General features: G+C 70.7%; 23 protein-coding genes. 16 read left to right on the top strand and 7 right to left on the bottom strand.

Annotated elements, in window-relative coordinates; all coding sequences use genetic code 11:
• Window positions 1–42 precede the first annotated feature (42 nt).
• Window positions 43–531, bottom strand: coding sequence for a DUF3515 domain-containing protein (locus OG413_RS01425; protein ID WP_266802457.1), 489 nt, complete (start codon window positions 529–531; stop codon window positions 43–45).
• 20 nt (window positions 532–551) lie between these two features.
• Window positions 552–785 (bottom strand): Lrp/AsnC family transcriptional regulator, encoded by a 234-nt coding sequence (locus OG413_RS01420; RefSeq protein WP_064070330.1) that lies wholly within the window; start codon window positions 783–785, stop codon window positions 552–554.
• A 219-nt stretch (window positions 786–1,004) separates the two neighbouring features.
• Between OG413_RS01420 and OG413_RS01415 the strand changes: the two genes are divergently transcribed.
• Window positions 1,005–1,976 carry a thiamine-phosphate kinase gene (locus OG413_RS01415; RefSeq protein WP_266802456.1) on the top strand — a complete coding sequence of 324 codons (972 nt, stop codon included), beginning with the start codon at window positions 1,005–1,007 and terminating at the stop codon, window positions 1,974–1,976.
• A gap of 10 nt (window positions 1,977–1,986) precedes the next feature.
• Window positions 1,987–2,793: a bifunctional hydroxymethylpyrimidine kinase/phosphomethylpyrimidine kinase gene (gene thiD / locus OG413_RS01410; protein ID WP_266802455.1), complete on the top strand. Its 807-nt coding sequence runs from the start codon at window positions 1,987–1,989 to the stop codon at window positions 2,791–2,793.
• 90 nt (window positions 2,794–2,883) lie between these two features.
• On the opposite strand, the gene rpmB is transcribed toward thiD, so the two are convergent.
• Window positions 2,884–3,069 carry a 50S ribosomal protein L28 gene (rpmB, locus tag OG413_RS01405; protein WP_030928661.1) on the bottom strand — a complete coding sequence of 62 codons (186 nt, stop codon included), beginning with the start codon at window positions 3,067–3,069 and terminating at the stop codon, window positions 2,884–2,886.
• A gap of 257 nt (window positions 3,070–3,326) precedes the next feature.
• On the opposite strand from rpmB, the gene OG413_RS01400 reads away from it, so the two are divergent.
• The 9 genes from OG413_RS01400 (at window position 3,327) to mutM (ending at window position 12,743) form a co-directional block, all read left to right on the top strand.
• A complete protein-coding gene (locus OG413_RS01400; RefSeq protein ID WP_266802454.1) occupies window positions 3,327–5,009 on the top strand; it encodes a DAK2 domain-containing protein in 1,683 nt (560 codons plus the stop codon).
• A gap of 162 nt (window positions 5,010–5,171) precedes the next feature.
• Complete coding sequence (recG, locus tag OG413_RS01395) at window positions 5,172–7,406, top strand: ATP-dependent DNA helicase RecG (protein ID WP_266802453.1); 2,235 nt, start codon at window positions 5,172–5,174, stop codon at window positions 7,404–7,406.
• Between the two features lie 130 nt (window positions 7,407–7,536).
• The gene (gene rsmD / locus OG413_RS01390) at window positions 7,537–8,121 is read left to right on the top strand and encodes a 16S rRNA (guanine(966)-N(2))-methyltransferase RsmD (RefSeq protein WP_266802452.1); all 585 of its coding nucleotides are present in this window, start codon (window positions 7,537–7,539) and stop codon (window positions 8,119–8,121) included.
• A 26-nt stretch (window positions 8,122–8,147) separates the two neighbouring features.
• Window positions 8,148–8,627, top strand: coding sequence for a pantetheine-phosphate adenylyltransferase (gene coaD, locus OG413_RS01385; protein ID WP_266809803.1), 480 nt, complete (start codon window positions 8,148–8,150; stop codon window positions 8,625–8,627).
• A 97-nt stretch (window positions 8,628–8,724) separates the two neighbouring features.
• Window positions 8,725–9,843, top strand: coding sequence for a cell division initiation protein (locus tag OG413_RS01380; RefSeq protein ID WP_266802451.1), 1,119 nt, complete (start codon window positions 8,725–8,727; stop codon window positions 9,841–9,843).
• 192 nt (window positions 9,844–10,035) lie between these two features.
• A complete protein-coding gene (locus OG413_RS01375; RefSeq protein WP_266802450.1) occupies window positions 10,036–10,701 on the top strand; it encodes a DUF177 domain-containing protein in 666 nt (221 codons plus the stop codon).
• Window positions 10,702–10,703: 2 nt separating this feature from the next.
• The gene (rpmF, locus tag OG413_RS01370; RefSeq protein ID WP_003965982.1) at window positions 10,704–10,877 is read left to right on the top strand and encodes a 50S ribosomal protein L32; all 174 of its coding nucleotides are present in this window, start codon (window positions 10,704–10,706) and stop codon (window positions 10,875–10,877) included.
• A 19-nt stretch (window positions 10,878–10,896) separates the two neighbouring features.
• Entirely contained in the window at window positions 10,897–11,724 is an 828-nt protein-coding gene (gene rnc / locus OG413_RS01365; RefSeq protein ID WP_266802449.1) for a ribonuclease III, read from the top strand.
• 161 nt (window positions 11,725–11,885) lie between these two features.
• Window positions 11,886–12,743, top strand: coding sequence for a bifunctional DNA-formamidopyrimidine glycosylase/DNA-(apurinic or apyrimidinic site) lyase (gene mutM / locus OG413_RS01360; protein ID WP_266802448.1), 858 nt, complete (start codon window positions 11,886–11,888; stop codon window positions 12,741–12,743).
• A gap of 50 nt (window positions 12,744–12,793) precedes the next feature.
• On the opposite strand, the gene OG413_RS01355 is transcribed toward mutM, so the two are convergent.
• A complete protein-coding gene (locus OG413_RS01355) occupies window positions 12,794–13,168 on the bottom strand; it encodes a helix-turn-helix domain-containing protein (RefSeq protein ID WP_266802447.1) in 375 nt (124 codons plus the stop codon).
• 128 nt (window positions 13,169–13,296) lie between these two features.
• Window positions 13,297–14,226, bottom strand: coding sequence for a CAP domain-containing protein (locus OG413_RS01350; protein ID WP_266802446.1), 930 nt, complete (start codon window positions 14,224–14,226; stop codon window positions 13,297–13,299).
• A gap of 152 nt (window positions 14,227–14,378) precedes the next feature.
• On the opposite strand from OG413_RS01350, the gene OG413_RS01345 reads away from it, so the two are divergent.
• The 4 genes from OG413_RS01345 (at window position 14,379) to OG413_RS01330 (ending at window position 21,125) form a co-directional block, all read left to right on the top strand.
• Window positions 14,379–14,660 (top strand): acylphosphatase, encoded by a 282-nt coding sequence (locus OG413_RS01345; RefSeq protein WP_266802445.1) that lies wholly within the window; start codon window positions 14,379–14,381, stop codon window positions 14,658–14,660.
• A 440-nt stretch (window positions 14,661–15,100) separates the two neighbouring features.
• Window positions 15,101–15,313 carry a hypothetical protein gene (locus OG413_RS01340; RefSeq protein ID WP_018551753.1) on the top strand — a complete coding sequence of 71 codons (213 nt, stop codon included), beginning with the start codon at window positions 15,101–15,103 and terminating at the stop codon, window positions 15,311–15,313.
• Between the two features lie 342 nt (window positions 15,314–15,655).
• Window positions 15,656–19,498 carry an AAA family ATPase gene (locus tag OG413_RS01335; protein ID WP_266802444.1) on the top strand — a complete coding sequence of 1,281 codons (3,843 nt, stop codon included), beginning with the start codon at window positions 15,656–15,658 and terminating at the stop codon, window positions 19,496–19,498.
• A gap of 208 nt (window positions 19,499–19,706) precedes the next feature.
• The gene (locus OG413_RS01330) at window positions 19,707–21,125 is read left to right on the top strand and encodes a sugar porter family MFS transporter (protein WP_266802443.1); all 1,419 of its coding nucleotides are present in this window, start codon (window positions 19,707–19,709) and stop codon (window positions 21,123–21,125) included.
• 144 nt (window positions 21,126–21,269) lie between these two features.
• Here the strand turns inward: OG413_RS01330 and OG413_RS01325 are convergent, their stop codons facing one another.
• Window positions 21,270–22,250, bottom strand: a complete 981-nt coding sequence (locus tag OG413_RS01325) for an LLM class flavin-dependent oxidoreductase (RefSeq protein WP_266802442.1) — start codon at window positions 22,248–22,250, stop codon at window positions 21,270–21,272.
• 309 nt (window positions 22,251–22,559) lie between these two features.
• Here OG413_RS01325 and ftsY point away from each other — a divergent pair, with 309 nt between their 5' ends.
• Window positions 22,560–23,774, top strand: a complete 1,215-nt coding sequence (gene ftsY, locus OG413_RS01320; RefSeq protein WP_266802441.1) for a signal recognition particle-docking protein FtsY — start codon at window positions 22,560–22,562, stop codon at window positions 23,772–23,774.
• 124 nt (window positions 23,775–23,898) lie between these two features.
• Here the strand turns inward: ftsY and OG413_RS01315 are convergent, their stop codons facing one another.
• Entirely contained in the window at window positions 23,899–24,546 is a 648-nt protein-coding gene (locus OG413_RS01315) for a bifunctional DNA primase/polymerase (RefSeq protein WP_266802440.1), read from the bottom strand.
• Window positions 24,547–24,952: the final 406 nt, after the last annotated feature.

Genomic DNA, 24,952 nt, shown 5'->3' with positions numbered 1-24,952 from the left:
TCCGGGGGAACCGTGCCGGAACACGACGCCCCGGCCCGCCGGTCACAGACTCTCCGGAACCGTCCTGTTGACGGGGGCGGCGAACGCGGCCAGCGGGCTGACGTCGTGGGCGTACTCCTCGGAGAACGTCACCTCGACATACGCCTTGCGGTACGTGGTGGTGAACCGGGGGCCCGCGTCCTGGCGCTGCTCCAGCATCCAGTTGACGCCGTCCGCGTCGATCGCCTTGGACTGGGCGTCGTCCATCTTCGCGGGCCGGGGGACACCGCAGCGCAGTACGATCGCCCCGTCCCCCCAGCCGGCGGTCAGCTCCGAATCCGGTCCGGGATCACTCCGTTCGAGATCGGCGACGGTCTGCGGCAGTTCCTTGTGCAGCGCTCCGCAGTACGCGGCTGCCTCCGACGACGGGGTGGGAACCGTGATCGAGGGCTGCGCGGCGCTGGAGGAGCAGCCCGCCGCGGCCAGGACCAGCAGGGCAGCGGACGGACCGAGGAACAGTGAGCGGGGGGACCGGCGGCGGGATGACGTCACCGGCCCAGCCTAGACGGGGGTCAGAGGTGGACGACCGGGCAGGTCAGGGTTCTGGTGATGCCGTCCACCTGCTGCACTTTGGCGACCACCATGCGGCCGAGCTCGTCGACCGTGTCGGCCTGAGCCCGCACGATCACGTCGTAGGGACCGGTGACGTCCTCTGCCTGGATAACTCCCGGAATCTTGGCGATGGTCTCGGCGACGGTCGACGCCTTGCCCACCTCGGTCTGAATAAGGATGTACGCCTGTACCACGGAACCTCCAGGGCGGCCACGAGGATCATGTGGGGGAAAGGGACGCCACGGTATCGCGTTGCCGCGGGCCGCGGGGAGACCTGCGGGCCGTATGACGTCCACAGCGTGGCGTACAGACGACAGAAGTTGACGTATCTCTTGACGGTACCGACAGCAGTGACGGCTCGCGACCGGGGGCCCGGACGGGTGTCCGGGGCGATAAATGAGAGGTGAGACTCGGTGAAGGGAACCGTGGGCGAGTTGGGGGAGTTCGGGCTCATCAGAGAGCTCACTTCCCGGCTCACCACCACTCCGGCGGTACGGCTGGGGCCCGGCGACGACGCCGCGGTCGTGGCCGCTCCCGACCGCAGGGTCGTGGTCAGTACGGACATCCTCCTGGAAGGGCGGCACTTCCGCCGCGACTGGTCGACCGCGTACGACGTCGGGCGCAAGGCCGCCGCCCAGAACCTCGCCGACATCGCGGCCATGGGCGCCGTGCCCACCGCACTGCTCCTCGGCCTCGTCGTCCCCGCCGACCTCCCGGTCACCTGGGCCGGTGAACTCATGGACGGCCTGCGTGACGAGTGCCAGGTCGCGGGGGCGGCCGTGGTCGGCGGCGACGTCGTCGGCGGCGACACCATCACCGTCTCGATCACCGCGCTCGGCGACCTGCGCAACCACGAACCGGTGACCCGCTCCGGCGCCCGGCCCGGCGACGTGGTCGCCGTCACCGGCTGGCTCGGCTGGTCCGCCGCCGGATACGCCGTACTCTCCCGCGGATTCCGCTCGCCGCGCGCCTTCGTCGAGGCCCACCGCCGCCCCGAACCGCCGTACCACGCGGGCCCCGCGGCGGCCGGACTCGGCGCCACCGCGATGACGGACGTCAGCGACGGACTGGTCGCCGACCTAGGGCACATCGCCGAGGCCAGCAAGGTCCGGATCGATCTGCGGTCCGGCCTCATCGACATCCCCTCGCAGATGTCCGACATCGGCCAGGCCGTCGGCGTCGACCCGCTCCAGTGGGTGCTCACCGGGGGAGAGGACCACGCGATCGTGGCGACATTCCCCCAGGACGTGAAACTTCCGGCCCGCTGGAGGGTGATCGGCGAGGTCCTGAACCCCTCCGCGCTGCCCCAGGTCACCGTCGACGGGGCGCCCTGGACCAGCAAGGGCGGCTGGGACCACTTCGGGAACATCGAGGACGCCCAGTAGATTGCCGCGTATGCCCATACGTACCGCCGTACCACCGCGTGTCCTCACCGTCGCCGGATCCGATTCCGGCGGCGGTGCGGGCATTCAGGCCGACCTGAAGACGATGCTGGCCCTCGGCGTGCACGGCATGAGCGTGCTGACCGCCGTCACCGCCCAGAACTCCCGCGGCGTCCAGGGCGCGTGGGAGCTTCCGGTGGAAGCCGTCATCGCCCAGTACCGCAGCGTCGTCGACGACATCGGCGTCCAGGCGGTGAAGACCGGAATGCTCTCCTCGGCCGCCCTGGTCGAGACCGTCGCCGCACTCCTCGCGGGGACGGACGCACCGGTCGTCGTCGACCCGGTGGGCGTCTCCAAGCACGGGGACGCGCTGCTCGCCGCCGAAGCGCTCGATTCCGTACGGACGAAGCTGCTGCCCGTCGCCACGGTGGCCACCCCGAACCTCGACGAAGTGGCACAGCTCACCGGCATCACCGTCACCGGCGAGGCGGACCTGCGCAGGGCCGCCGCCGGAATCCTGGCGTACGGGCCGCGCTGGGTCGTGATCAAGGGCGGGCACCTGCCGGGCGAGGCCGTGGACCTGCTGACCGACGGCGGCGAGGAGCACTGGCTGCGCGCACCCCGGCACGACAACCGGCACACCCACGGCACCGGCTGCACCCTCGCCTCCGCCATCGCCTCCGGTCTCGCGCTCGGCCAGGACGTCCCCACGGCCGTGCGGGGCGCGAAGGCGTACGTCACCGGGGCGATCGAGGCCGGATTCCCGCTCGGCGGCGGCATCGGACCCGTCGACCACGGCTGGCGGACCCGGAAGGACTGACCGGCCACCGCCGAGTGGACAGCAAAAAGCCGGTCCACCGAGGTGGACCGGCTTTTTGGGCAACCGGAAGGCTGCGCTACGACGGGAACGTCAGCGCGCGACCTTGCCGGCCTTGATGCACGAGGTGCAGACGTTGAGCCGCTTCGGCGTCCGACCGACCACGGCACGCACGCGCTGGATGTTGGGATTCCAGCGACGAGACGTACGGCGGTGCGAGTGCGAAATGTTGTTGCCGAAGCCCGGCCCCTTGCCGCAGACGTCGCAGTTGGCAGCCACGGGTCACTCCAAAGACTTCAGGTGCACTTACAGTGAATTCCGGCGCGCCGGATTCATTTGACTGAAGTGGCGGTACCGGAGGTATGGCCCGACTCTCATCGGGCAACCGAAGCAGCATACAACGGCTGCTCCGGAGATACGAAACTACCATGACTGCGCCCGCCGTCCGCCCGCCCCCTGTTCCGGACCGGACCCACCACAGGCGGGCTACCCTGCGGTGCAGTCCGCCGCCACGGCCGCTTCAAGGAGGACCATCGGTGCCGCAGCTCCCCGACGATCTGGACGCCGTCGCGGTGCGCACCTGGTGCTCACTGGCCTTGGAGGCCCTCGGCCGGGAACGCGCGGAGATCGACGCGATCAATGTGTATCCCGTCGCCGACGGTGATACCGGCACCAATCTCTATCTGACCGTGGAATCCGCGACAGCCGCCGTCGAAGCGGTCTTCGCCGCTCATGAGACCGGCTCGACCGTGCCCGCCGCCGCGGACGCCGTACGGGCCATGGCGCACGGGGCGCTGATCGGCGCCCGGGGGAACTCGGGCACCATTCTGGCCCAGCTGCTGCGCGGTATGGCGGGGGTACTGGCCGACGGCGGTGACGCCGACCGGCTGCGCGAGGCCCTCACCCGGGCCGCCTCGGCCGCCCGGCAGGCCGTCGCCCACCCCGTCGAGGGCACGGTGCTCACCGTGGCCACCGCCGCCGCCGAAGCCGCACGGGACGCGGGTCCCGGTCTCGTCACGGTGGTGGAGGCGGCGTACGACGGCGCGCGTGCGGCGCTGGAGGCGACCCCCGGCCAGCTCGCCGTACTCGGCCGGGCGGGCGTCGTGGACGCGGGCGGGCGGGGGCTCGTCGCCGTGCTCGGCGCGCTGCTGGAGACGGTGTCCGGCCAGGCGCCGGTACGTCACTCCTGGAGGGTCCCCGCGGTGCTGCCGACGGCGGGCGGTCCGGACGGCGGGGTGAGCAGCGGCGCGGAGGGCGTTCCGCGCGGTGGTCCGGACGACTGCGCGGACGGCGGGCCGGGGAACGGTCCCGCCTTCGAGGTGATCTATCTGCTGGAGGCCGACGACGAGGCGGTCGACCGGCTGCGGGCCCGGCTGGACGCACTCGGGGACTCCCTGGTCGTCGTGGGCGGCGACGGGCTGTGGAACGTGCACGTCCATGTCGACGACGCGGGGGCCGCGGTGGAGGCGGGGGTCGAGGCCGGACGGCCGTACCGGATCCGGATCACCCACTTCGCCTCCGACGGCACCCTCGACGTCCGCCCCCACACGGAGCCCGCCCAGCGTGCCGTCGTCGTCGTGGTACCCGGCGACGGGCTGGCCGGACTGTGCGCGGAGGCCGGCGCGACCACCGTGCTCGCGCGCCCCGGTGAACCGCCCGCCAGCGGCGAACTGGTCGACGCGATCCGCCGCGCCCACGCCCGCGAGGTGGTCCTCCTGCCCAACGACGCGGGGCTGCGGCACACCGCGGGAGCGGCAGCCGAGCAGGCCAGGACCGAGGGGGTCCGGGTCGCCCTGATCCCCACTCGGGCGGCCGTCCAGGGCATCGCCGCGCTCGCCGTCCACGAGGCGGACCGCAGCTTCGACGAGGACGTGGTCGCGATGACGGCGGCGGCGGGGGCCACCCGGTACGCCGAACTGGCCGTCGCCGAACGGCAGTCGTGGACCATGGCCGGCATCTGCCAGGCCGGTGACATCCTCGGCCTGATCGACGGGGACGTCGCCGTCATCGGCACCGACGTGCCCACGACGGCTCGCACCGTACTGGACCGGATGCTGGCGGCGGGCGGCGAACTGGTCACCCTGGTCCTCGGCGAGGATGTGCCGGACGCCCTGGCCGAAGCGCTCGCGGAACATGTGCGCGAGGGGTATCTGGCCGTGGACACCGTGGTCTACCGGGGCGGGCGCCAGGCGGCACCGATGCTGATCGGCGTGGAGTAGCGGAACAGCGGAACAGCGGAGTAGCGGAACGAGCGGGCACCGGGCGCGGGCAACCCGTACGGACAGCGCGTACGGACATTTGCGTACGGACGTGGCGTGCGGCAGGGCGTACGGACCCGTGTCGTGGCGCCCGGCGGACATTTGTCAGTGGCGTGGTGTGCAATGGATCGCGTGTCTGCGTTCGATGAACCCCTCAAGAAGCTGCTCGGCGGAGCCACCGCGAAGGTGATGGCCGAACACCTCGACCTGCACACGGTCGGTGATCTGCTGCACCACTACCCGCGGCGGTACGAGGAGCGCGGTCAGCTCACGGCGCTGGCCGACCTCCCGCTCGACGAGCATGTGACGGTCGTCGCGCAGGTCGCCGACGCCCGGGTCATGGTGTTCAACAACGGCCGCGGCAAGCGCCTCGAAGTGACCCTCACCGACGGCAGCGGCCGCCTCCAGCTGGTCTTCTTCGGCCATGGCGTCCACAAGCCGCACAAGGAACTCGTGCCCGGCCGCCGGGCGATGTTCGCGGGCAAGGTCTCCGTCTTCAACCGCAAGATGCAGCTCGCCCACCCCACGTACCAACTGCTGGACGCCGCGGACGCGGACGAGGCGACGGAGGCGGTGGACGCCTTCGCCGGGCGGCTGCTGCCCATCTACCCGGCCTGCAAGCAGCTCGATTCCTGGCGGATCGCCAAGGCCGTGGACGCCGTGCTGCCCAGCGCGCGGGACGCCGTCGATCCGCTGCCCGAGGCGCTGCGCGAGGGCCGCGGCTTCACCCCGCTGCCCGAGGCGCTGCTCAAGGTCCACCGCCCGCAGACCAGGGCGGACATCGCGGACGCCAGGGAGCGGCTGAAGTGGGACGAGGCGTTCGTCCTCCAGGTCGCGCTCGCCCGCAGACGGTACGCCGACACCCAACTCCCCGCGGTGGCAAGGAAATCCGTACCCGGCGGACTCCTCGACGCCTTCGACGCCAAGCTGCCCTTCACCCTCACCGAGGGCCAGCAGAAGGTCACCGGGGAGATCTTCGGCGACCTGGCGACCGAGCACCCGATGCACCGCCTCCTCCAGGGCGAGGTGGGCAGCGGCAAGACCATGGTCGCCCTGCGCGCCATGCTGACCGTCGTCGACGCGGGCGGGCAGGCCGCCATGCTCGCGCCCACCGAGGTCCTCGCCCAGCAGCACCACCGGTCCATCACCGAGATGATGGGCGAGCTGGCCGAGGGGGGCATGCTCGGCGGCTCCGACCGGGGCACCAAGGTCGTCCTGCTCACCGGCTCCATGGGCGTCCCGGCCCGGCGGCAGGCGCTGCTCGACCTGGTCACCGGAGAGGCCGGGATCGTGATCGGCACGCACGCGCTGATCGAGGACAAGGTGCAGTTCCACGACCTGGGCCTGGTCGTCGTGGACGAGCAGCACCGCTTCGGAGTGGAGCAGCGCGACGCCCTGCGATCCAAGGGGAAGCAGCCGCCCCACCTGCTGGTCATGACCGCCACCCCCATCCCCCGTACGGTCGCGATGACGGTCTTCGGTGACCTGGAGACCTCCGTACTGGACCAGCTCCCGGCCGGGCGCTCACCGATCGCCACCCATGTCGTCCCCGCCAAGGACAAGCCCCACTTCCTCAGCCGCGCCTGGGAACGGGTCCGCGAGGAAGTCGAGAACGGCCACCAGGCGTACGTCGTCTGCCCCCGCATCGGCGACGACGCCGATGAGGCGGCCGAGAAGAAGAAGGGCAAGAAGACCAAGGAGAGGACGGCCACGGAGAAGGCGGCCGAGGACGACGGGGAGAAGCGGCCGCCGCTGGCCGTGCTGGAGATCACCGAGGAGCTGCGCGGGGGCGCGCTGGCCGGACTGCGGATCGAGGTGCTGCACGGCAGGATGCACCCCGACGACAAGGACGACGTGATGCGCCGCTTCGCCGCGGGCCAGGTCGATGTGCTGGTCGCCACGACCGTCATCGAGGTCGGGGTCAACGTCCCCAATGCCACGGCCATGGTGATCATGGACGCCGACCGGTTCGGCGTATCCCAGCTGCACCAGTTGCGCGGCCGGGTCGGCCGGGGCTCGGCCCCAGGGCTCTGCCTCCTGGTCAGCGAGGCCCATGAGGCCAGTCCCGCACGGGCCAGACTCGCCGCCGTGGCCGCCACCCTCGACGGCTTCGAGCTCTCCCGGATCGACCTGGAACAGCGCCGTGAGGGCGATGTCCTCGGTCAGGCGCAGTCCGGCGTCCGCTCCTCCCTGCGGATGCTCACCGTCATCGACGACGAGGAGGTCATCGCCGCCGCCCGCGAGGAGGCCGTGGCGATCGTCGCCGCCGACCCGGAGCTGGAACACCTGCCGGACCTGCGCATCGTGCTGGACGCGCTGCTGGACAAGGAGCGCGAGGAATACCTGGACAAGGGATGACGGGGGCCGCCCGGGCCGCTGACGGACCGGGCAGGAGGCGCGAAGGCCGGGGCGGGCCCGACGCCATATCGTGGGAGCACGGCACACGCACGCCCTGTGTGCCGCCCCGCGACCCGAGGACCAGACACCCATGACCCGCGTGATCGCCGGCTCGGCCGGCGGACGCCGCCTGGCCGTCCCGCCCGGCACCGGCACCCGCCCCACCTCCGACCGCGCGCGTGAGGGCCTGTTCTCCACGTGGGAAGCGCTCCTCGGCACCCTCGAAGGCATCCGCATCGCCGACCTGTACGCCGGTTCCGGCGCCGTCGGCCTCGAAGCGCTCTCCCGCGGCGCCGTCCACGCGCTGCTCGTCGAAGCCGACGCGAAGGCCGTCCGCACCGTCCGGGACAACGTCCGTACGCTCGGCCTGCCCGGCGCCGAGGTCCGTACCGGCAAAGCCGAACAGATCGTGACAGGACCGGCGCCCGCGGACCCGTACGACGTCGTCTTCCTGGATCCTCCGTACGCCGTCACCGATGACGATCTTGGCGAGATCCTGCTCACACTCCGTGCTCAGGGCTGGCTCACGGGCGATGCACTCGTCACCGTGGAACGCAGCACCAGAGGCGGAGAATTCGGCTGGCCCGAAGGATTCGAGCCACTGCGGGCCCGCCGCTACGGCGAGGGAACGCTTTGGTACGGTCGCGCCGCCTCTACGTGCGAAGACGCACGATGACCGGACCGGAGAGCGAGGGAATCAGGGTGCGCCGCGCCGTCTGTCCGGGGTCCTTCGACCCCATCACCAACGGACATCTCGACATCATTGGCCGAGCCTCGAAGCTGTACGACGTCGTGCACGTCGCGGTGATGATCAACCAGTCCAAGAAGGGTCTCTTCACGGTGGACGAGCGGATCGAACTGATCCGTCAGGTCACCGCCGACTTCGGCAACGTCGAGGTCGAGTCCTTCCACGGTCTGCTGGTCGACTTCTGCAAGCAGCGCGAGATCCCGGCGATCGTGAAGGGCCTGAGGGCCGTCAGCGACTTCGACTACGAGCTTCAGATGGCCCAGATGAACAACGGCCTCTCCGGTGTCGAAACACTCTTCGTGCCGACCAACCCGACGTACAGCTTCCTGTCGTCATCCCTGGTCAAGGAGGTCGCGACCTGGGGCGGCGACGTCACCCACCTGCTGCCGCCGGTCGTCCACGACGCCCTCATAGAACGTCTCGGCGAGCAGTGAGCGACTGACGGTCCGTCACCAGGTGTCGGGCGGGAGCCGACTGGCCTTACAGTCGTCCCGTCCGGCTCCAACAGCAGCAGAGAGTGGCGAGCACACGGTGGACGTGCAGAAGAAGCTCGACGAGATCGTCGAAGCGGTCGGGAACGCCCGCTCCATGCCCATGTCGGCGTCGTGCGTGGTCAACCGCGCCGAGCTGCTCGCGATGCTGGAAGAGGTGCGGCAGGCCCTGCCCGGCTCGCTGGCCCATGCCCAGGAGCTCATCGGCGGCCGTGAGCAGCTGGTCGAGCAGGCCCGCCAGGAGGCCGAGCGGATCATCGAGTCCGCCCACAATCAGCGCGGCTCGCTGGTCTCCGACACCGAGATCGCCCGGCAGTCCCAGGGCGAGGCGGACCGCATCCTCTCCGAGGCGCGCCGGGAGGCCGACGAGGTCCGGGCCGACGCCGACGAGTACGTCGACAGCAAGCTCGCCAACTTCGAGGTCGTCCTCACCAAGACCATCGGCTCCGTGGACCGCGGCCGGGAGAAGCTGCTGGGACGGGGCCAGGGCCTGGACGAGCAGGGTTACCAGGACCCGGACTTCGCCGAGGCGCCCGAGCGCAGCGCCGACCCGGCCACGCTCCAGCGCCGGGCCGACGAGTACGTCGACACCAAGTTGGGCGCCTTCGAGGCGGTGCTCGCCAAGACCCTGGAAGCGGTCGGCAGGGGCCGGCAGAAGCTGCACGGCCGGGTGGCCAGCGACGACCTCGGGGCGCACATGGCCGCCCAGGACGCCGCGGGCGGCCAGGGCCACACCAGCGACGCCGACTATCTGGCCGGTCTCGCCGAGCTCGCCACCCCGGACCCGCGGCAGGCGCCCCAGCAGCCGCACTTCCCGGCGCAGGCCCAGCCCGAGCCGCAGGCCGAGCCGCAGTACGCGCAGACGTACGGCTACCAGGAGCAGCCGTACCAGCAGGATGCCTACGGCTACCAGCAGCAGCCCGATCCGTACGCCGCCTATCAGCAGCAGGGCTACGACCCCGGTCAGCTACAGGCGCAGCAGCAGCCCCAGCAGCCCCAGCAGCCCCAGCAGCCCCAGCAGGACTACGGCTGGCCGCAGCAGCCCGCCCAGCCGCCCGCCCCGGCCCCGCAGGGCGAGAGCGCACTGGACGAGACCAGCCTCTTCGACACGAGCATGATCGACCTGGAGCAGCTGCGCCGCTACGAACAGGGCCGCTGACGCACGGTCCCGGGCTCCGGTCCGGGCGCTGGTCAGGGCACCATTCAGGGCACCCGTCTCCGGCTTCGGCCCGGATTGGGTGCTGAGCGGTACGTCAAGTATCCTGGCTCTTCGGTCGCGCGTAGATCCGCGATCCCGGCTGCCCGTTTCGACTCCGGACCGGGTCGGCCCCTCCGATGCAGCACGACGCACATGATCGCGAAAGCAGGAAAAGCCCTGAACGGCCACCTCGACCACCGAAACCCCCTCGTGTTCGATACGCACGAGTTGGGTCGGCGTCCCGGTGCCCTCAAGCGGCTGACCCGCTCGGTGGAGGCACCGAAGGATCTGGGTATCGACGGCGTCATCGGTGTGCCGGAAGGCGCACCCGTGGTGCTGGACATCCGCCTTGAGTCGGTCATGGAAGGGGTGCTTGTCACAGGCACCGCCCGTGCGTCGGCCCAGGGGGAGTGCGTAAGGTGTCTGGAGCCGCTGGCCATAGAGGTCGAAGCGGACTTCCAGGAGATGTTCTCGTACCCTGACGCCGATGACCGGGGCCGCAGCAAGGCGGCGGACCCGGCCGACGACGTCGAGGACGACGAGGATGTGTTCTTCCTTGAGGACGGCTTGTTCGACCTCGAGTCAGTGCTGCGTGACGCGGTAGTGCTCGCACTGCCCATGCAGCCGGTGTGCAAGGAGACCTGCGCCGGCCTGTGTTCCGAATGCGGAATCAGGCTGGACGAGAATCCCGGCCACCACCACGACGCCGTCGACATTCGTTGGGCGGCACTGCAAGGACTCGCCGAGACCGTTCAGGACGGCGAGAAGGACAACATGGGCGGCGCCGAACCTGGCGTCGACGAGAAGCAGGAGAAGTAGCCGTGGCTGTTCCGAAGCGGAAGATGTCGCGCAGCAACACGCGCCACCGCCGGTCGCAGTGGAAGGCTGCGGTCCCCACCCTGGTTTCGTGCGAGCGTTGCCAGGAGCCGAAGCTCCAGCACATTGCGTGCCCGAGCTGCGGCACCTATAACAAGCGCCAGGTCCTCGAGGTCTGAGCGGCTGGTGAGAGGCCCGATGTCTGAGTTGTCCAGTGCCAAGAAGCAGGCAGACAACGTCAACACAGCCTCGTCCCACACGCTTCTGGAAGGGCGGCTCGGGTATCACCTCGAGTCCGCCCTTCTGGTGCGTGCGCTGACCCACCGTTCGTACGCATATGAGAACGGCGGTCTGCCCACCAACGAGCGGCTCGAATTCCTCGGGGATTCGGTGCTCGGCCTGGTGGTCACGGACACGCTGTACCGCACCCACCCCGACCTGCCCGAAGGCCAGCTGGCCAAGTTGCGGGCCGCGGTGGTCAACTCACGTGCACTTGCGGAAGTGGGCCGCGGCCTCGAACTCGGCTCCTTCATCCGGCTCGGCCGCGGTGAAGAGGGCACGGGGGGCCGGGACAAGGCTTCCATCCTCGCCGACACCCTTGAAGCGGTGATCGGTGCGGTCTACCTCGATCAGGGCCTCGGCGCGGCCTCGGAGCTGGTTCACCGGCTCTTCGACCCGCTGATCGACAGGTCCTCGAACCTCGGCGCCGGCCTGGACTGGAAAACCAGCCTCCAGGAGCTCACCGCGAGCGAGAGCCTCGGAGTTCCCGAGTACCTCGTCACGGAGACCGGCCCGGACCACGAGAAGACCTTCACTGCTGCTGCTCGCGTCGGTGGTGTCTCGTACGGCACCGGCACCGGCCGTAGCAAGAAGGAAGCGGAGCAACAGGCGGCGGAATCCGCCTGGCGTGAGATCAGCGCCGCCGCGGAAGCGCGGGAGGCCGCGGCGAAGGCCGCAGCCGACGGAGGGGTCGTCGCCGACACCTCTGCCGAGCCGTCGCCGAACACGGACGTCGCTCCTGCCTGAAGCAACCGGGAACCCCTCGGTGCCTAGTGCACCGGGGGGTTTTCCCTGTGCCGTACGAACTGTCCGTGCCGTGCGAACCGTCCGTGCTGTGCGAACCGTCCGTGCCGTACGGACATCCCCTTGTGCCGTCCCGTACCACTCATCGTTCCAGGAGCGCCATCGTGCCCGAGCTGCCCGAGGTCGAAGTCGTACGGCGAGGTCTGGAGCGCTGGGTCACCGGCCGCACCGTCACCGATGTCGAGGTCCTGCACCCGCGCGCGGTCCGCAGACACCTCGCGGGCGGCGTGGACTTCGCGGCGCGGCTGCACGGGGTCCGGTTCGGCACGGCGATGCGACGGGGCAAGTACCTCTGGGTGCCGCTGGAGGAGGAGTCCTCCTCGCTGCTCGGCCACCTCGGGATGAGCGGCCAGCTGCTCGTCCAGCCCGAGGACGCCGCCGACGAGAAGCACCTGCGGATCAGGATCCGGTTCGACGACGCGCTCGGCACCGAGCTGCGCTTCGTCGACCAGCGGACCTTCGGCGGGCTCTCGCTCCACGAGAACACCCCGGACGGGCTGCCCGACACCATCGCCCACATCGCCCGGGACCCGCTCGACCCGCAATTCGACGACGCCGCGTTCCACACGGCCCTGCGCCTGCGCCGTACGACGGTCAAGCGCGCCCTGCTCGACCAGTCGCTGATCAGCGGCGTCGGCAACATCTACGCCGACGAGGCACTGTGGCGGGCCAGGCTCCACTTCGACCGGCCGACCGCGACGCTGACCCGGCCCAAGTCGGCCGAGCTGCTCGGCCACGCCCGCGACGTGATGAACGCGGCCCTCGACCAGGGCGGCACCAGCTTCGACAGCCTCTATGTGAACGTGAACGGCGAGTCCGGCTACTTCGACCGCTCGCTCGACGCGTACGGGCGGGAGGGCGAGCCGTGCCACCGCTGCGGTACGCCGATGCGCCGCCGGGCCTGGATGAACCGCTCCAGCTACTACTGCCCGCGCTGCCAGCGCCCGCCGCGCGCCTCATGACCAACCGGCTCTCGCGGGCCGCTTCGTGACCAGGTCCTGTCGGACACGGCCTAAGGGCTGTCCCGTGCCTCGTCGTATCGCGTACGGGCCGCCAGCACCTCGGCCATCCGGCCCTCCACGAGCTGGATGAGTGCCAGCAGCCGCCCGGCCACCTCGCGGCCGAGGGGGGTCAACTCGTAGTCCACCCGGGGCGGATTGGTGGGCTGCGCCTCCCGGTGCACGAGTCCGTCACGCTCCAGGGCGTGCAGGGTCTGGGAGAGCATCTTCTCGCTCACCCCGTCGACCCGGCGGCGCAGCTCGTTGAAGCGGAGGCTGCCCTCGTACAGCGCGCCGAGGGTCAGGCCGCCCCAGCGCCCGGTGACATGCTCCAGCGTGCCGCGCGAAGGGCACTGCCTGGAGAAGACGTCGAACGGGAGGCTGTCCATACGCCACAGCTTACGCCCGCACAGCGCTCACCAGGAGAGTGCGCTGTACTCGCGTAAGTGGGGGCGTAGGGGGGGCGATACCGGTGGTGCCGGAAGCACTCAGAAGCCTCAGAAGAGCCTCTGAAGCCTCAGAAGCCGAAGTCCTGTGTCCACCAGGGGCCGCCGGAACCGGCGTGCATGCCGACGCCGAGGGTCTTGTAATCGCAGTTGAGAATGTTTGCCCGGTGCCCGTCGCTGTTCATCCAGGCCTCCATCGCGGCCTTGGCGTCGGCCTGGCCGCGGGCGATGTTCTCGCCGCCGAGCCCCTGTATGCCGGCCTTCGCGGCACGGTCCCAGGGGGTCGCGCCGTCGGGGTCGGTGTGGTCGAAGAAGCCGCGCGCCGCCATGTCCTCGCTGAAGTTCTGGGCGAGCGCGGTCAGCGGGGCGCTCGTGGTGACCGGGGAGCAGCCGACCTTGGACCGCTCCTGGTTCACCAGGGCGAGAATGGTGGCCTGGGCGGAGGTGGTGGAGGGCGAGGGGGCCGGTGCCTTCCGGGACGGTGCGGCGGACGAGGTCTTCGGCGCGGCCGGGGCCTTCGTCGCCGGGCTCGTGGTCTTCCTCGGCGCCGCGGCGGGGGTGTTCGAAGGTGCCTTCGAAGACGCCGTCGGCTTCTTCGACGGCGCGGCGGCCGGCTTGCTCGGGGTGGCGGAAGCGGAAGCGGACTTCGAGGCGGCCTTCGGCCGTGCGCTGCCCCGGCCGGCGGGGGTGGAGGCCGAAGCAGAGGCGCGGTCGGTCGGCTCGGCCGAGTCGCCGCCCTGCGTCAGGAGGTCCGGGGCGCCACCGGAGCGCAGCTGGTCCGCGGTGGACGTACCGCCCACGGTGTGGGTGTCACCGCCGGGCAGCAGACCCGTGGCCAGGGCGACCGCTCCCGCGGCCACCGCCGCGGAGACGCCGAGGAGGCCGGCGCGTACGGGCAGGGAGGCCCGCTTCTTCCGTCGCGTACCCCGGTGCCCGAACGCGGCTCCGGCCGCGTTGTCCTCAGCGGCGGGGTCTGCGGCGGATCGTCCGTGGCGTCCCATGCGCAGTGCCTTCCTGATGCTCCGGACGCCCCTGCGACGTCACATTTCTCAGTCGTACTCACCCGTTCGAGTGAGCTATTGCGACCGGACTGTACGCCATGGGTCAAAGGGGCGAAGTGCTCCGAGAGCTATTGGCCCGTTAGCGTTCACGTATGAGCGAAGACGCACGACTCGTCGTTTGGGTACGCGGCCGAGTACAGCAAGTAGGCTTCCGCTGGTTCACCAGGGCAAACGCTTTGGAGATCGGTGGGCTGATCGGCTTTGCCCTCAATCTCGACGACGGCAGGGTGCAGGTCGTAGCCGAGGGGTCACGTGAGAATTGCCACCGTTTGCTGGACTGGCTGCGTTCCGACGACACACCCGGGCGCGTGGACGGAGTCACTGAGATCTGGGACACCCCGCGCGGGGGTTATGAGGGATTCGCGATCCGTTGATCACGCCACCTGCGAGTGCCGGTGGATCCGCACCGTATACGGAGCGCGCCGGGCGGTTACCGAAGAGTTCATGATGACCCCGCACCCGAAATGACCTGCGAAGGGACCGGGAGGCGGCCTGTGGTTGCCAAGAACGGGACGGCGTGCCAGGCTGCGGCATTAACGAAGATCTCCACGCCCCTCAGGGCCCCGCAGGAGAGTCGCGCCGCATGATCGTCTAGCCGCGCACCCCCGGGACGCCCGCCTCTACGGGGTGTGATCGTGTTGACCGTCAAACTTTTTGGTGAGACGCTGAAAACCCCGCGCACCTTAGCTGTTTGGCAGAGCTTTTTGGCAGCAGAACCGCAGTGTTGACAGGGCACTGCCGAGCACCGCGGGTGCGATTCCCTCACGACCCACACCGCTCTCGGTCGGTCACTCAGTGTGGAGGACCATCCATCATGGCAAAGGCGCTTCTCGGTTACGTCGGCGGTTCCGACCCGCGACTCCTCGCCGAGATGCGACGGCTCCAGCAGCGCGTCCAGGACCTGGAATCCGAGCTTGTACGGATCCAGGACGAGAACGACGCGCTGAACGCCGCCGCCCAGCACCAAGAGTCGCTGCTCGACAGCATCGACATTGACGTACCCCAGGCGGAGCCCGCGCTGACCTGACCGGTGGCCCCGTCGGGCCGGTCGGGCTGGGCTTGCTCAGTCGCCTGAGAAATTCTGGATCGTCTTCGTCACGGATCGCCGTACCGGAACACCGAGGGTGTCCCGGAATACCGGGCATGTGCTCGTCGCCCGGTGTGTCAGCGATCCGTCACGCAGGACGCCGCGCAAGATTTACAGGGACGCCTCGGCGTCCCTTTCTTTCGTTCTCGACCCCCCGGTCGCACATTCCCGCCCCCGGCCCCGATCCGGACCCCCGCCCGGACGTACAGCCCTTCCCTTACCGTCTGATGTGCCCTGCACCTTCAACAGCGAAACCGAGTGCGAAAGGTAGAGTCCGGCGGCGTGCACCTCAAGGCCCTGACCCTGCGTGGTTTCAAATCGTTCGCCTCCGCCACGACCCTGCGGTTCGAACCGGGGATCACCTGTGTCGTCGGACCCAATGGATCAGGCAAATCCAATGTGGTGGACGCGCTCTCCTGGGTCATGGGAGAACAGGGCGCCAAGTCCCTGCGCGGCGGCAAGATGGAAGACGTGATCTTCGCCGGCACGACCGGGCGGCCGCCGCTCGGCCGGGCGGAGGTGTCGCTGACCATTGATAATTCCGATGGCGCACTCCCCATCGAATACGCCGAAGTGACGATCACCCGGATCATGTTCCGCAATGGCGGCAGCGAATACCAGATCAATGGCGACACCTGCCGGCTGCTCGACATCCAGGAACTCCTCTCGGACTCCGGTATCGGCCGCGAGATGCATGTCATCGTCGGTCAGGGTCAGTTGGACTCCGTGCTGCACGCCGATCCGATGGGCCGCCGCGCCTTCATCGAGGAGGCCGCGGGTGTGCTCAAACACCGCAAGCGAAAAGAAAAGGCGCTGCGGAAGCTGGACGCGATGGGGGCCAATCTGGCCCGCGTCCAGGACCTCACCGACGAGCTGCGCCGCCAGCTGAAGCCGCTCGGCAGACAGGCGGCCGTCGCCCGCCGGGCCGCGGTCATCCAGGCCGATCTGCGCGACGCCCGGCTGCGGCTCCTCGCCGACGACCTCGTGACCCTGCACACCGCGCTGCGCGACGAGATCGCGGACGAGGCCGAACTGAAGAGGCGCAAGGACGCCGCGGAGGCCGAGCTCAAGGCGGCGCTCGCCCGCGAGGCGGAACTGGAGGGCGAGGTGCGGCGCCTCGCGCCGAGACTCCAGCGGGCCCAGCAGACCTGGTACGAGCTGTCGCAGCTCGCCGAACGGGTACGGGGCACGATCTCGCTGGCCGATGCCCGGGTGAAGAGCGCCACCGCCGCGCCCGCGGAGGACCGGCGCGGGCGGGACCCGGAGGACATGGAGCGCGAGGCCGCCCGGATCCGCGAGCAGGAGGCGGAGCTGACGGCCGCGCTGGAAGCCGCGGAACACGCCCTGGAGGATACCGTCGCCCACCGGTCCGACCTGGAACGGGAGTTGGCGGCCGAGGAGCGCAGGCTCAAGGACGCCGCGCGGGCCATCGCGGACCGGCGCGAAGGGCTCGCCCGGCTGAACGGCCAGGTCAACGCGGCCCGCAGCCGGGCCGGCTCGGCCCAGGCGGAGATCGACCGGCTGGCCGCGTCCCGCGACGAGGCGCGGGAGCGCGCGGCCCTGGCCCAGGAGGAGTACGAGCAGCTCAAGGCCGAGGTCGACGGCCTGGACGCGGGCGACGCGGAGCTGGCCGGGCGGCACGAGGCCGCCAAGCGCGCGCTCGACGAGGCAGAGGCGGCCCACGGTGCGGCGCGGGAGGCCGCGACGGCCGCCGAGCGTGAGCGCGCCGCGGTCGCGGCCCGGCACGGGGCGCTGGCCCTGGGCCTGCGCCGCAAGGACGGCACGGGCGCGCTGCTCGGTGCCCGCGACCGGCTGTCCGGTCTGCTCGGTCCGGCCGCGGAACTGCTCACGGTGGTACCGGGGTACGAGGTCGCGGTGGCGGCAGCCCTGGGCGCGGCGGCGGACGCGGTGGCGGTGACGGACCCGGCCACGGCCGCGGAGGCGATCCGGCTGCTGCGCAAGGAGGACGCGGGGCGTGCGGCGCTGCTGCTGGGCGGCGGCCCACGGGTGGGTGCTCAGGTGGGCGTTCGGCATGTACCCGGGCAGGGGGACGCGCAGGTGACGGGGTGGGGGGACGCCGCCGTTCCGGGGCAGGCCGGCGAAGCCGCGGTGAGCGGTCCCGGTGCGCACGTACCTGGACAAGGGGACACGGACGTACCCGGACAGGGGGACGCGCACGTACCCGGGCACGGGGACGCGCACGTACCCGGCCGGGGTGACGCGTACGCGAGTGGGCGGAGCGACGCGGGCGTCCGGCCGGCCTCCGCCCACGCCTCCGCCCCGGCCGCCCTGGTGGCCGCCGGGGACGAGGTCTCGGTCGCGGGAGCGCCCGCCGTCGCCGGGCTGGTGCGCGGGCCCGCCGAGCTGATGGTTGCCGTGCGCAGGCTGGTGCGGGACATGGTGGTCGTCGGCACCCTGGACGACGCCGAGGACCTGGTCGCCGCGCACCCCGGGCTGATCGCGGTGACCGGTGAGGGCGACGTGCTGTCGGCCCACTTCGCGCACGGCGGTTCCGCCGGGGCGCCCAGCCTCCTCGAAGTGCGGGCGTCCGTGGACGAGGCGGCCGCCGACCTGGCGGAGCTGGCCGTACGGTGCGAGGAGCTGGCCGCCGCCCAGCAGCTCGCGGGGGAGCGGCGCCGGGCCGGTGCCGCGCTTGTCGAGGAGCTGGGGGAGCGGCGCCGCGCCGCGGAGCGGGAGAAGTCGGGTGTGGCCCAGCAGCTGGGGCGGCTCGCCGGGCAGGCCCGGGGAGCGGCGGGCGAGGCCGAGCGGACCGCCGCGTCCGCGGCCCGCGCCCAGGACGCCCTGGAGCGGGCGACCGAGGAGGCGGCGGAGCTGGCCGAGCGGCTGCTCGTGGCGGAGGAGACGCCGGTCGACGAGGAGCCCGACACCTCCGTACGCGACCGGCTCGCCGCCGACGGTGCCAACGCCCGCCAGACCGAGATGGAGGCCCGCCTCCAGGCCCGTACCCACGAGGAACGGGTGAAGTCGCTCGCCGGGCGCGCCGACTCCCTGGACCGCGCGGCTCGTGCCGAACGGGAGGCCCGTGCTCGCGCCGAGCAGCACCGGGCCAGGCTGCGGCACGAGGCCGCGGTGGCCTCCGCCGTCGCCTCCGGCGCCCGTCAGCTGCTCGCGCACGTCGAGGTGTCCGTCGTACGGGCCCAGGAGGAGCGGACTTCGGCGGAGGCGGCGAAGGCCGAACGGGAGCGGGAGCTGGCGGCCGAGCGGGACCGGGGCCGGGCGCTGAAGGGCGAGCTCGACAAACTGACCGACTCGGTGCACCGGGGTGAGGTCCTGGGTGCCGAGAAGCGGCTGCGGATAGAGCAGTTGGAGGCGAAGGCGCTGGAGGAGCTCGGCGTGGAGCCGGCCGGGCTGGCCTCCGAGTACGGCCCCGACCAGCTGGTTCCGCCGTCCCCGGCGGCCCAGGGCGAGGAGCTGCCGGAGGATCCGGAGGACCCGCGCAACCAGCCGAAGCCGTTCGTCAGGGCCGAGCAGGAGAAGCGGCTGAAGTCGGCCGAACGGGCGTACCAGCAACTCGGGAAGGTGAATCCGCTCGCCCTGGAGGAGTTCTCGGCGCTGGAGGAGCGGCACAAGTTCCTCTCCGAGCAGCTGGAAGACCTGAAGAAGACCCGGGCCGATCTGCTCCAGGTGATCAAGGAGGTCGACGAGCGGGTCGAGCAGGTGTTCACCGAGGCGTACCGGGACACGGCCCGCGAGTTCGAGGGCGTCTTCTCGCGGCTCTTCCCCGGCGGCGAGGGGCGGCTGATCCTGACCGATCCCGACAACATGCTCGCCACGGGCGTGGACGTCGAGGCCCGCCCGCCGGGCAAGAAGGTCAAGCGGCTCTCGCTGCTGTCGGGCGGCGAGCGGTCCCTGACGGCCGTGGCGTTGCTGGTCTCGATCTTCAAGGCGAGGCCGAGCCCGTTCTATGTGATGGACGAGGTCGAGGCGGCGCTGGACGACACCAATCTGCAGCGGCTGATCCGGATCATGGAGGAGCTCCAGGAGAGCTCCCAGCTGATCGTGATCACGCACCAGAAGCGGACGATGGAGGTCGCCGACGCGTTGTACGGGGTCTCCATGCAGGGCGATGGAGTCTCCAAGGTCATCAGCCAGCGGCTGCGCTGAACCTTTACTCAATCTTCAAGGCTTCAACGGGCTAATCCCATGTGCCTGGGTAGAAGTCGGCTCGCAAGAGAAATTCGACTTCGAGATCTGAATGAAAAATGCCTGCGAAGTTGATTTCACCTTCAAGTGGTGGCAGGCCGGATCTTATGCGCCACTTAGAGGGCTCACCCCCCACGCCTGACGACGCGGCCAGGCATCAGGAGTTCATGTGTCCAGCATTTCGAAGGGACCGCAGTCCGGAGCCCGGGTCGACCATCCGGACCACCTCGGTCATGTCATCTTCATCACGGCAGCCGCGGCGATGGGCGGCTTTCTCTTCGGCTACGACAGCTCTGTCATCAATGGCACCGTCGAAGCGATCCGCCACCGGTACGACATCGGCTCCGGCACGCTTGCCCAGGTCATCGCGATCGCGCTGATCGGCTGCGCGATCGGCGCCGCCACCGCAGGACGTATCGCCGACCGCATCGGCCGTATCCGCTGCATGCAGATCTCGTCCGTGCTCTTCACCATCAGCGCGGTCGGCTCGGCGCTGCCGTTCGCGCTCTGGGACCTGGCGATGTGGCGCATCATCGGCGGCTTCGCCATCGGGATGGCCTCCGTCATCGGTCCGGCGTACATCGCCGAGGTCTCGCCGCCCGCCTACCGCGGCCGGCTCGGCTCCTTCCAGCAGGCCGCCATCGTCATCGGCATCGCCCTCTCCCAGCTGGTCAACTACGGCATCCTCCAGATCGCCGACGGTGACCAGCGCGGCAAGATCGGCGGCATCGAGGCATGGCAGTGGATGCTCGGGGTGATGGTCGTCCCCGCCGTCCTGTACGGGCTCCTGTCCTTCGCGATCCCCGAGTCGCCGCGCTTTTTGATCTCGGTCGGCAAGAAGGAACGGGCCCGGAAGATCCTCGCCGAGGTCGAAGGAGAGCACGTCGACCTCGACGCCCGCGTGGCCGAGATCGAGACCGCCATGCACCGGGAGCACAAGTCCACCTTCAAGGACCTGCTCGGCAGCCGCTTCGGCTTCCTGCCCATCGTCTGGATCGGCATCGGCCTGTCCGTCTTCCAGCAACTCGTCGGCATCAACGTGGCGTTCTACTACTCGGCGACGCTGTGGCAGTCCGTCGGCATCGACCCGACCGAATCGTTCTTCTACTCGTTCACCACCTCGATCATCAACATCATCGGCACGGTGATCGCGATGGTCCTGGTGGACCGGGTGGGCCGCAGGCCGCTCGCGCTGGTCGGCTCGATCGGTATGGCGATCGCGCTGGCCTTCGAGGCCTGGGCGTTCTCCGCCAACCTCGTCGACGGCAAACTGCCCAACACCCAGGGCGTCGTCGCCCTCGTGGCGGCCCATGTCTTCGTGCTCTTCTTCGCCCTGTCGTGGGGTGTCGTGGTCTGGGTCCTTCTCGGTGAGATGTTCCCCAACCGGATCCGCGCCGCCGCGCTCGGCGTCGCCGTGTTCGCGCAGTGGATGGCCAACTGGGCGATCACCGCGAGCTTCCCGAGCCTGGCCGACTGGAACCTGTCGGCCACCTACATCATCTACGCGGGGTTCGCGACGCTCTCGATCCCCTTCGTGCTCAAGTTCGTGAAGGAGACCAAGGGCAAGACGCTGGAGGAGATGGGCTGAGACAGCGCCCGGCCGCGCTGCCCTCCTGGTGCCCGGCCCCGCTGCCCTTCCCGGAGCCCCGCACCGCTGCCCTTCCCGGAGCCCGGCCGCGCTGCCCCTCCCCATGCCGATGCCAGAGCGCCCGCCCGGCCTTCCGCCCCCGGATCACTGTCGAGCCGGGGCGGCGGCGTTCCCCGTCGCCTCGCAGAACAGCCGCAGGCTGCGCCACCCTTCCTCCACCGGCATCCCGCCGCACAGCGGATGCAGGACCAGGCTGTCCGCGTCCAGCTCCGCGCACTGCCGCGGTGTGACGATCCGGTACACGCCCTCCTCGCGCAGCTCCGCCACCGTCGTCGCCGCCGAGCGCACGGCCGAGCGGATGTCCTTCGACTGCCAGGAGGAGTACGTCCGGGCCTCGTGCAGAAGGTGCTCGCCGTACCGCGCCCATGTCCGGTCCGGGTCCTCGGACACATGCAGCAGCGGCGTCCTGGCCGCGGGCATCATGCAGAACCCCTCCGTCCCGTGTTCCGCGCGCTGCTCGTGGTAGTACGCCTCCAGCTCCGGCAGGTGCGCGCTCGGGAAGAGCGGCAGCCCCAGCCGGGCCGCCCGCCGTGCCGCCGCCCGCGAGCTGCCGCCCACCAGGAGCAGCGGATGGGGCTGGGTGTACGGGCGCGGGCTGACCGTGACCGTACGGCCCCGGTACGCGAACGGTTCCCCGGTCCACGCCTGGAGCAGCGTCTCCAGCAGCTCGTCCTGGAGTTTGCCGCGCCTGCCCCACTCCACGCCCGCCCGCTCGTACTCGGCGGGCCGGTAGCCGATCCCCGCGACGGTCACCAGCCGCCCCGCGCTGAGCAGGTCGAGCACCGCGATGTCCTCGGCCAGCCGCAGCGGATCGTGCAGCGGGCCGATGATGGCCGAGACGGTCACCGCGATCCGCCGGGTGGCCCCGAAGACGGAACCGGCGAAGACGAACGGGGAGGGCAGCCAGGAATTGGCGGCCCCGTGGTGCTCCTCGGTCTGTACGGTGTCGACGCCGTGCTCGTCGGCGTACGCGGCCATCTCCAGCGCCGCGCGGTAGCGGGCCGAGAGGGACTCGGGCGTGGCGTCGGGATCGACGAGATTGAACCGGACCACTGTGAAGGCCATGACGGGCGTCCCCTTCGCCGGGCGGGCTTGGTGGAGGCGGCACCGTAACTGACGTAGCGTCAGAAGTGTAGGGGCCGCTCGCCGGCACCTTGCGCGGGGCGCGGCGGCATCGCGTGCGGCCCCGTGCTCCAGCCGGAGAGCGCGGCCCGGGACGGCGTCATGCCCGGGGCGCCGTCCCGCCCCAGGCCGCGAGTCTCCATGAACGAAAGCTTACTTTTGCCACCAAAGGGTGCATAAGTCCGAGTGTGACCTTCGAGGTGTCCGCCACGGCCGCGCCCCGGTGCGGCCGTGGCCGATACTGGACGGGTTATGGAAATCGTCATCCTTGCTGTAGTCATCGCCCTGGTCGCGGTCGGCCTGATCAGCGGGCTCGTGGTCAGCAGCCGCAAGAAGAAGCAGCTGCCGCCCTCGGCACCGTCGAGCACGCCGACCATCACTCCTCCCGCCGAGCCCCATGTCGGCGAGGAAGCCGAGACGCCGCGCGACGAAGCGCGGCGCACCGTCGAGGAGGTCGGTCTCCCGGACACCGAGGCTCCCGCCGGACAAGCCCCGGCCGTCGCCGAGCCGGAGGCGCCCGCCGCCCCCGCACTGGAGGTCCCCGAGCCCACCGCGGGCCGGCTCGTCCGGCTCCGCGCCCGGCTCGCCCGCTCGCAGAACTCCCTCGGCAAGGGGCTGCTCACGCTCCTGTCCCGGGACAACCTCGACGAGGACACCTGGGAGGAGATCGAGGAGACCCTCCTCACCGCCGACGTCGGCGTCGCCCCCACCCAGGAACTGGTCGAGCGGCTGCGCGAGCGCGTCCGGGTGCTCGGCACCCGTACCCCCGAGGAACTGCGCACCCTGCTCCGCGAAGAACTGATCACCCTGCTCGGCCCCGACTTCGACCGCGAGGTCAGGACGGAGGGCGGCGCCGAAACCCCCGGCGTCGTCATGGTCGTCGGCGTCAACGGCACCGGCAAGACCACCACCACCGGCAAGCTGGCCCGGGTGCTCGTCGCCGACGGCCGCAGCGTCGTGCTCGGCGCCGCCGACACCTTCCGGGCGGCCGCCGCCGACCAGCTCCAGACCTGGGGCGAGCGCGTCGGCGCCCGTACGGTCCGCGGACCGGAGGGCGGCGACCCGGCGTCGATCGCCTTCGACGCGGTGAAGGAAGGCATCGCCGAGGGTGCCGATGTCGTCCTCATCGACACCGCGGGCCGCCTGCACACCAAGACCGGCCTCATGGACGAGCTCGGCAAGGTCAAGCGGGTGGTGGAGAAGCACGGGCCGCTCGACGAGATCCTGCTCGTCCTGGACGCCACCACCGGGCAGAACGGGCTCGTCCAGGCCCGGGTGTTCGCCGAGGTCGTCGACATCACCGGCATCGTCCTCACCAAACTCGACGGCACCGCCAAGGGCGGCATCGTCATCGCCGTCCAGCGCGAGCTGGGCGTACCGGTGAAGCTGATCGGTCTCGGTGAGGGACCGGACGACCTGGCCCCGTTCGAGCCGGGAGCCTTCGTCGACGCGCTGATCGGCGACTGACCCACCGTACGGACAACGGGCGGCGGACCTCTTTGTGAGGCCGCCGCCCGTTCGCATGTGTACGCCCAGGAGGCGCGGGCGCGGGTCGGGGGCCGTCCGGCCGGGGCGGCGGGCGGGGGTCCGCCTATGAGCGGTGGCAGCTGTAGGCCAGTGTGCCCAGCAGCAGTCGCGCCTGCGGAGGAGCGGCCGTGGTGTCCAGTGCCGGCGGGCGCAGCCAGCGGACCGGCCCGAGGCCGCCGAGATCGGACGGCGGTGCCGTGATGTGCGACCCCGGCCCCAGCGCCCGCAGATCCAGACCCGCGTCGTCCCAGCCCATCCGGTAGAGCAGCTGGGGGAGTTCGGCGGCGGCCCCGGGGGCGACGAGGAACTGGGCCCGGCCGGTCGGGGTCACGGCGACCGGCCCCAGGGGCAGACCCATCCGCTCCAGCCGCACCAGGGCGCGGCGGCCGGCCGGTTCCGCGACTTCCAGGACGTCGAAGGCGCGGCCCACCGGCAGCAGCATCGAGGCGCCGGGCACCTCGGCCCAGGCATGCGCGGCGATGTCGAGCGTGGCCCCGGCCGGGACCTCGCGGGCGAAGTCCAGCGGATGGGCGCCGGGAGCGGCGCACACCGGGTCGCCGCATGAACAGGCGCCGGCCCCGGCCCGCGCCCCGGGCACCACGGCCCAGCCCCAGAGTCCTGTGTACTCGGCCACCGCGGTGCCCTCGGCCGTACGGCCGCGACGCCGCGAGCCGGATCGCATCTCCCGGATGCCGCCGATCGTGAAGCCCATGCCCCCTCCAACGGGTCCGACTCATCGGTGGTTACGACCCGGAGCTTTCGCTCTACCCTCCGTCGCCGTTCTCGATCGGGCGGCGCGCGGGTGTGCACAAGAGGTGAATGGCGCGGAATGCGCGCCCCCTATGTGCTCCAATCCGCCTGTCGCTGATCGTCGTCTGTCAAGTCAAGCGCGCCCGGCGGCAGTCGGGTTCATTCGAAGGGGTGGCGAATGGTGGCGTTTCCGCAAGAGCCCTCGCGGGAGGGGTGATCGTAGGATTACCGTCGGTACACGAACCCTGGAAGTATGTGCACCCACAGGTATGCCGGAGGCAACCCGATTTCTTGTTCGATGGTGTGCAACCTCCGTACGGACAGCACCGATGCACGGCATTCTGATAGTGGTTCGCGCGATGAGATTT

Origin of the sequence: Streptomyces sp. NBC_01433 (assembly GCF_026340105.1) — a bacterium.
Classification (GTDB): Bacteria; Actinomycetota; Actinomycetes; order Streptomycetales; family Streptomycetaceae; genus Streptomyces.
This window is presented reverse-complemented; position numbering and strand designations above follow the sequence as displayed.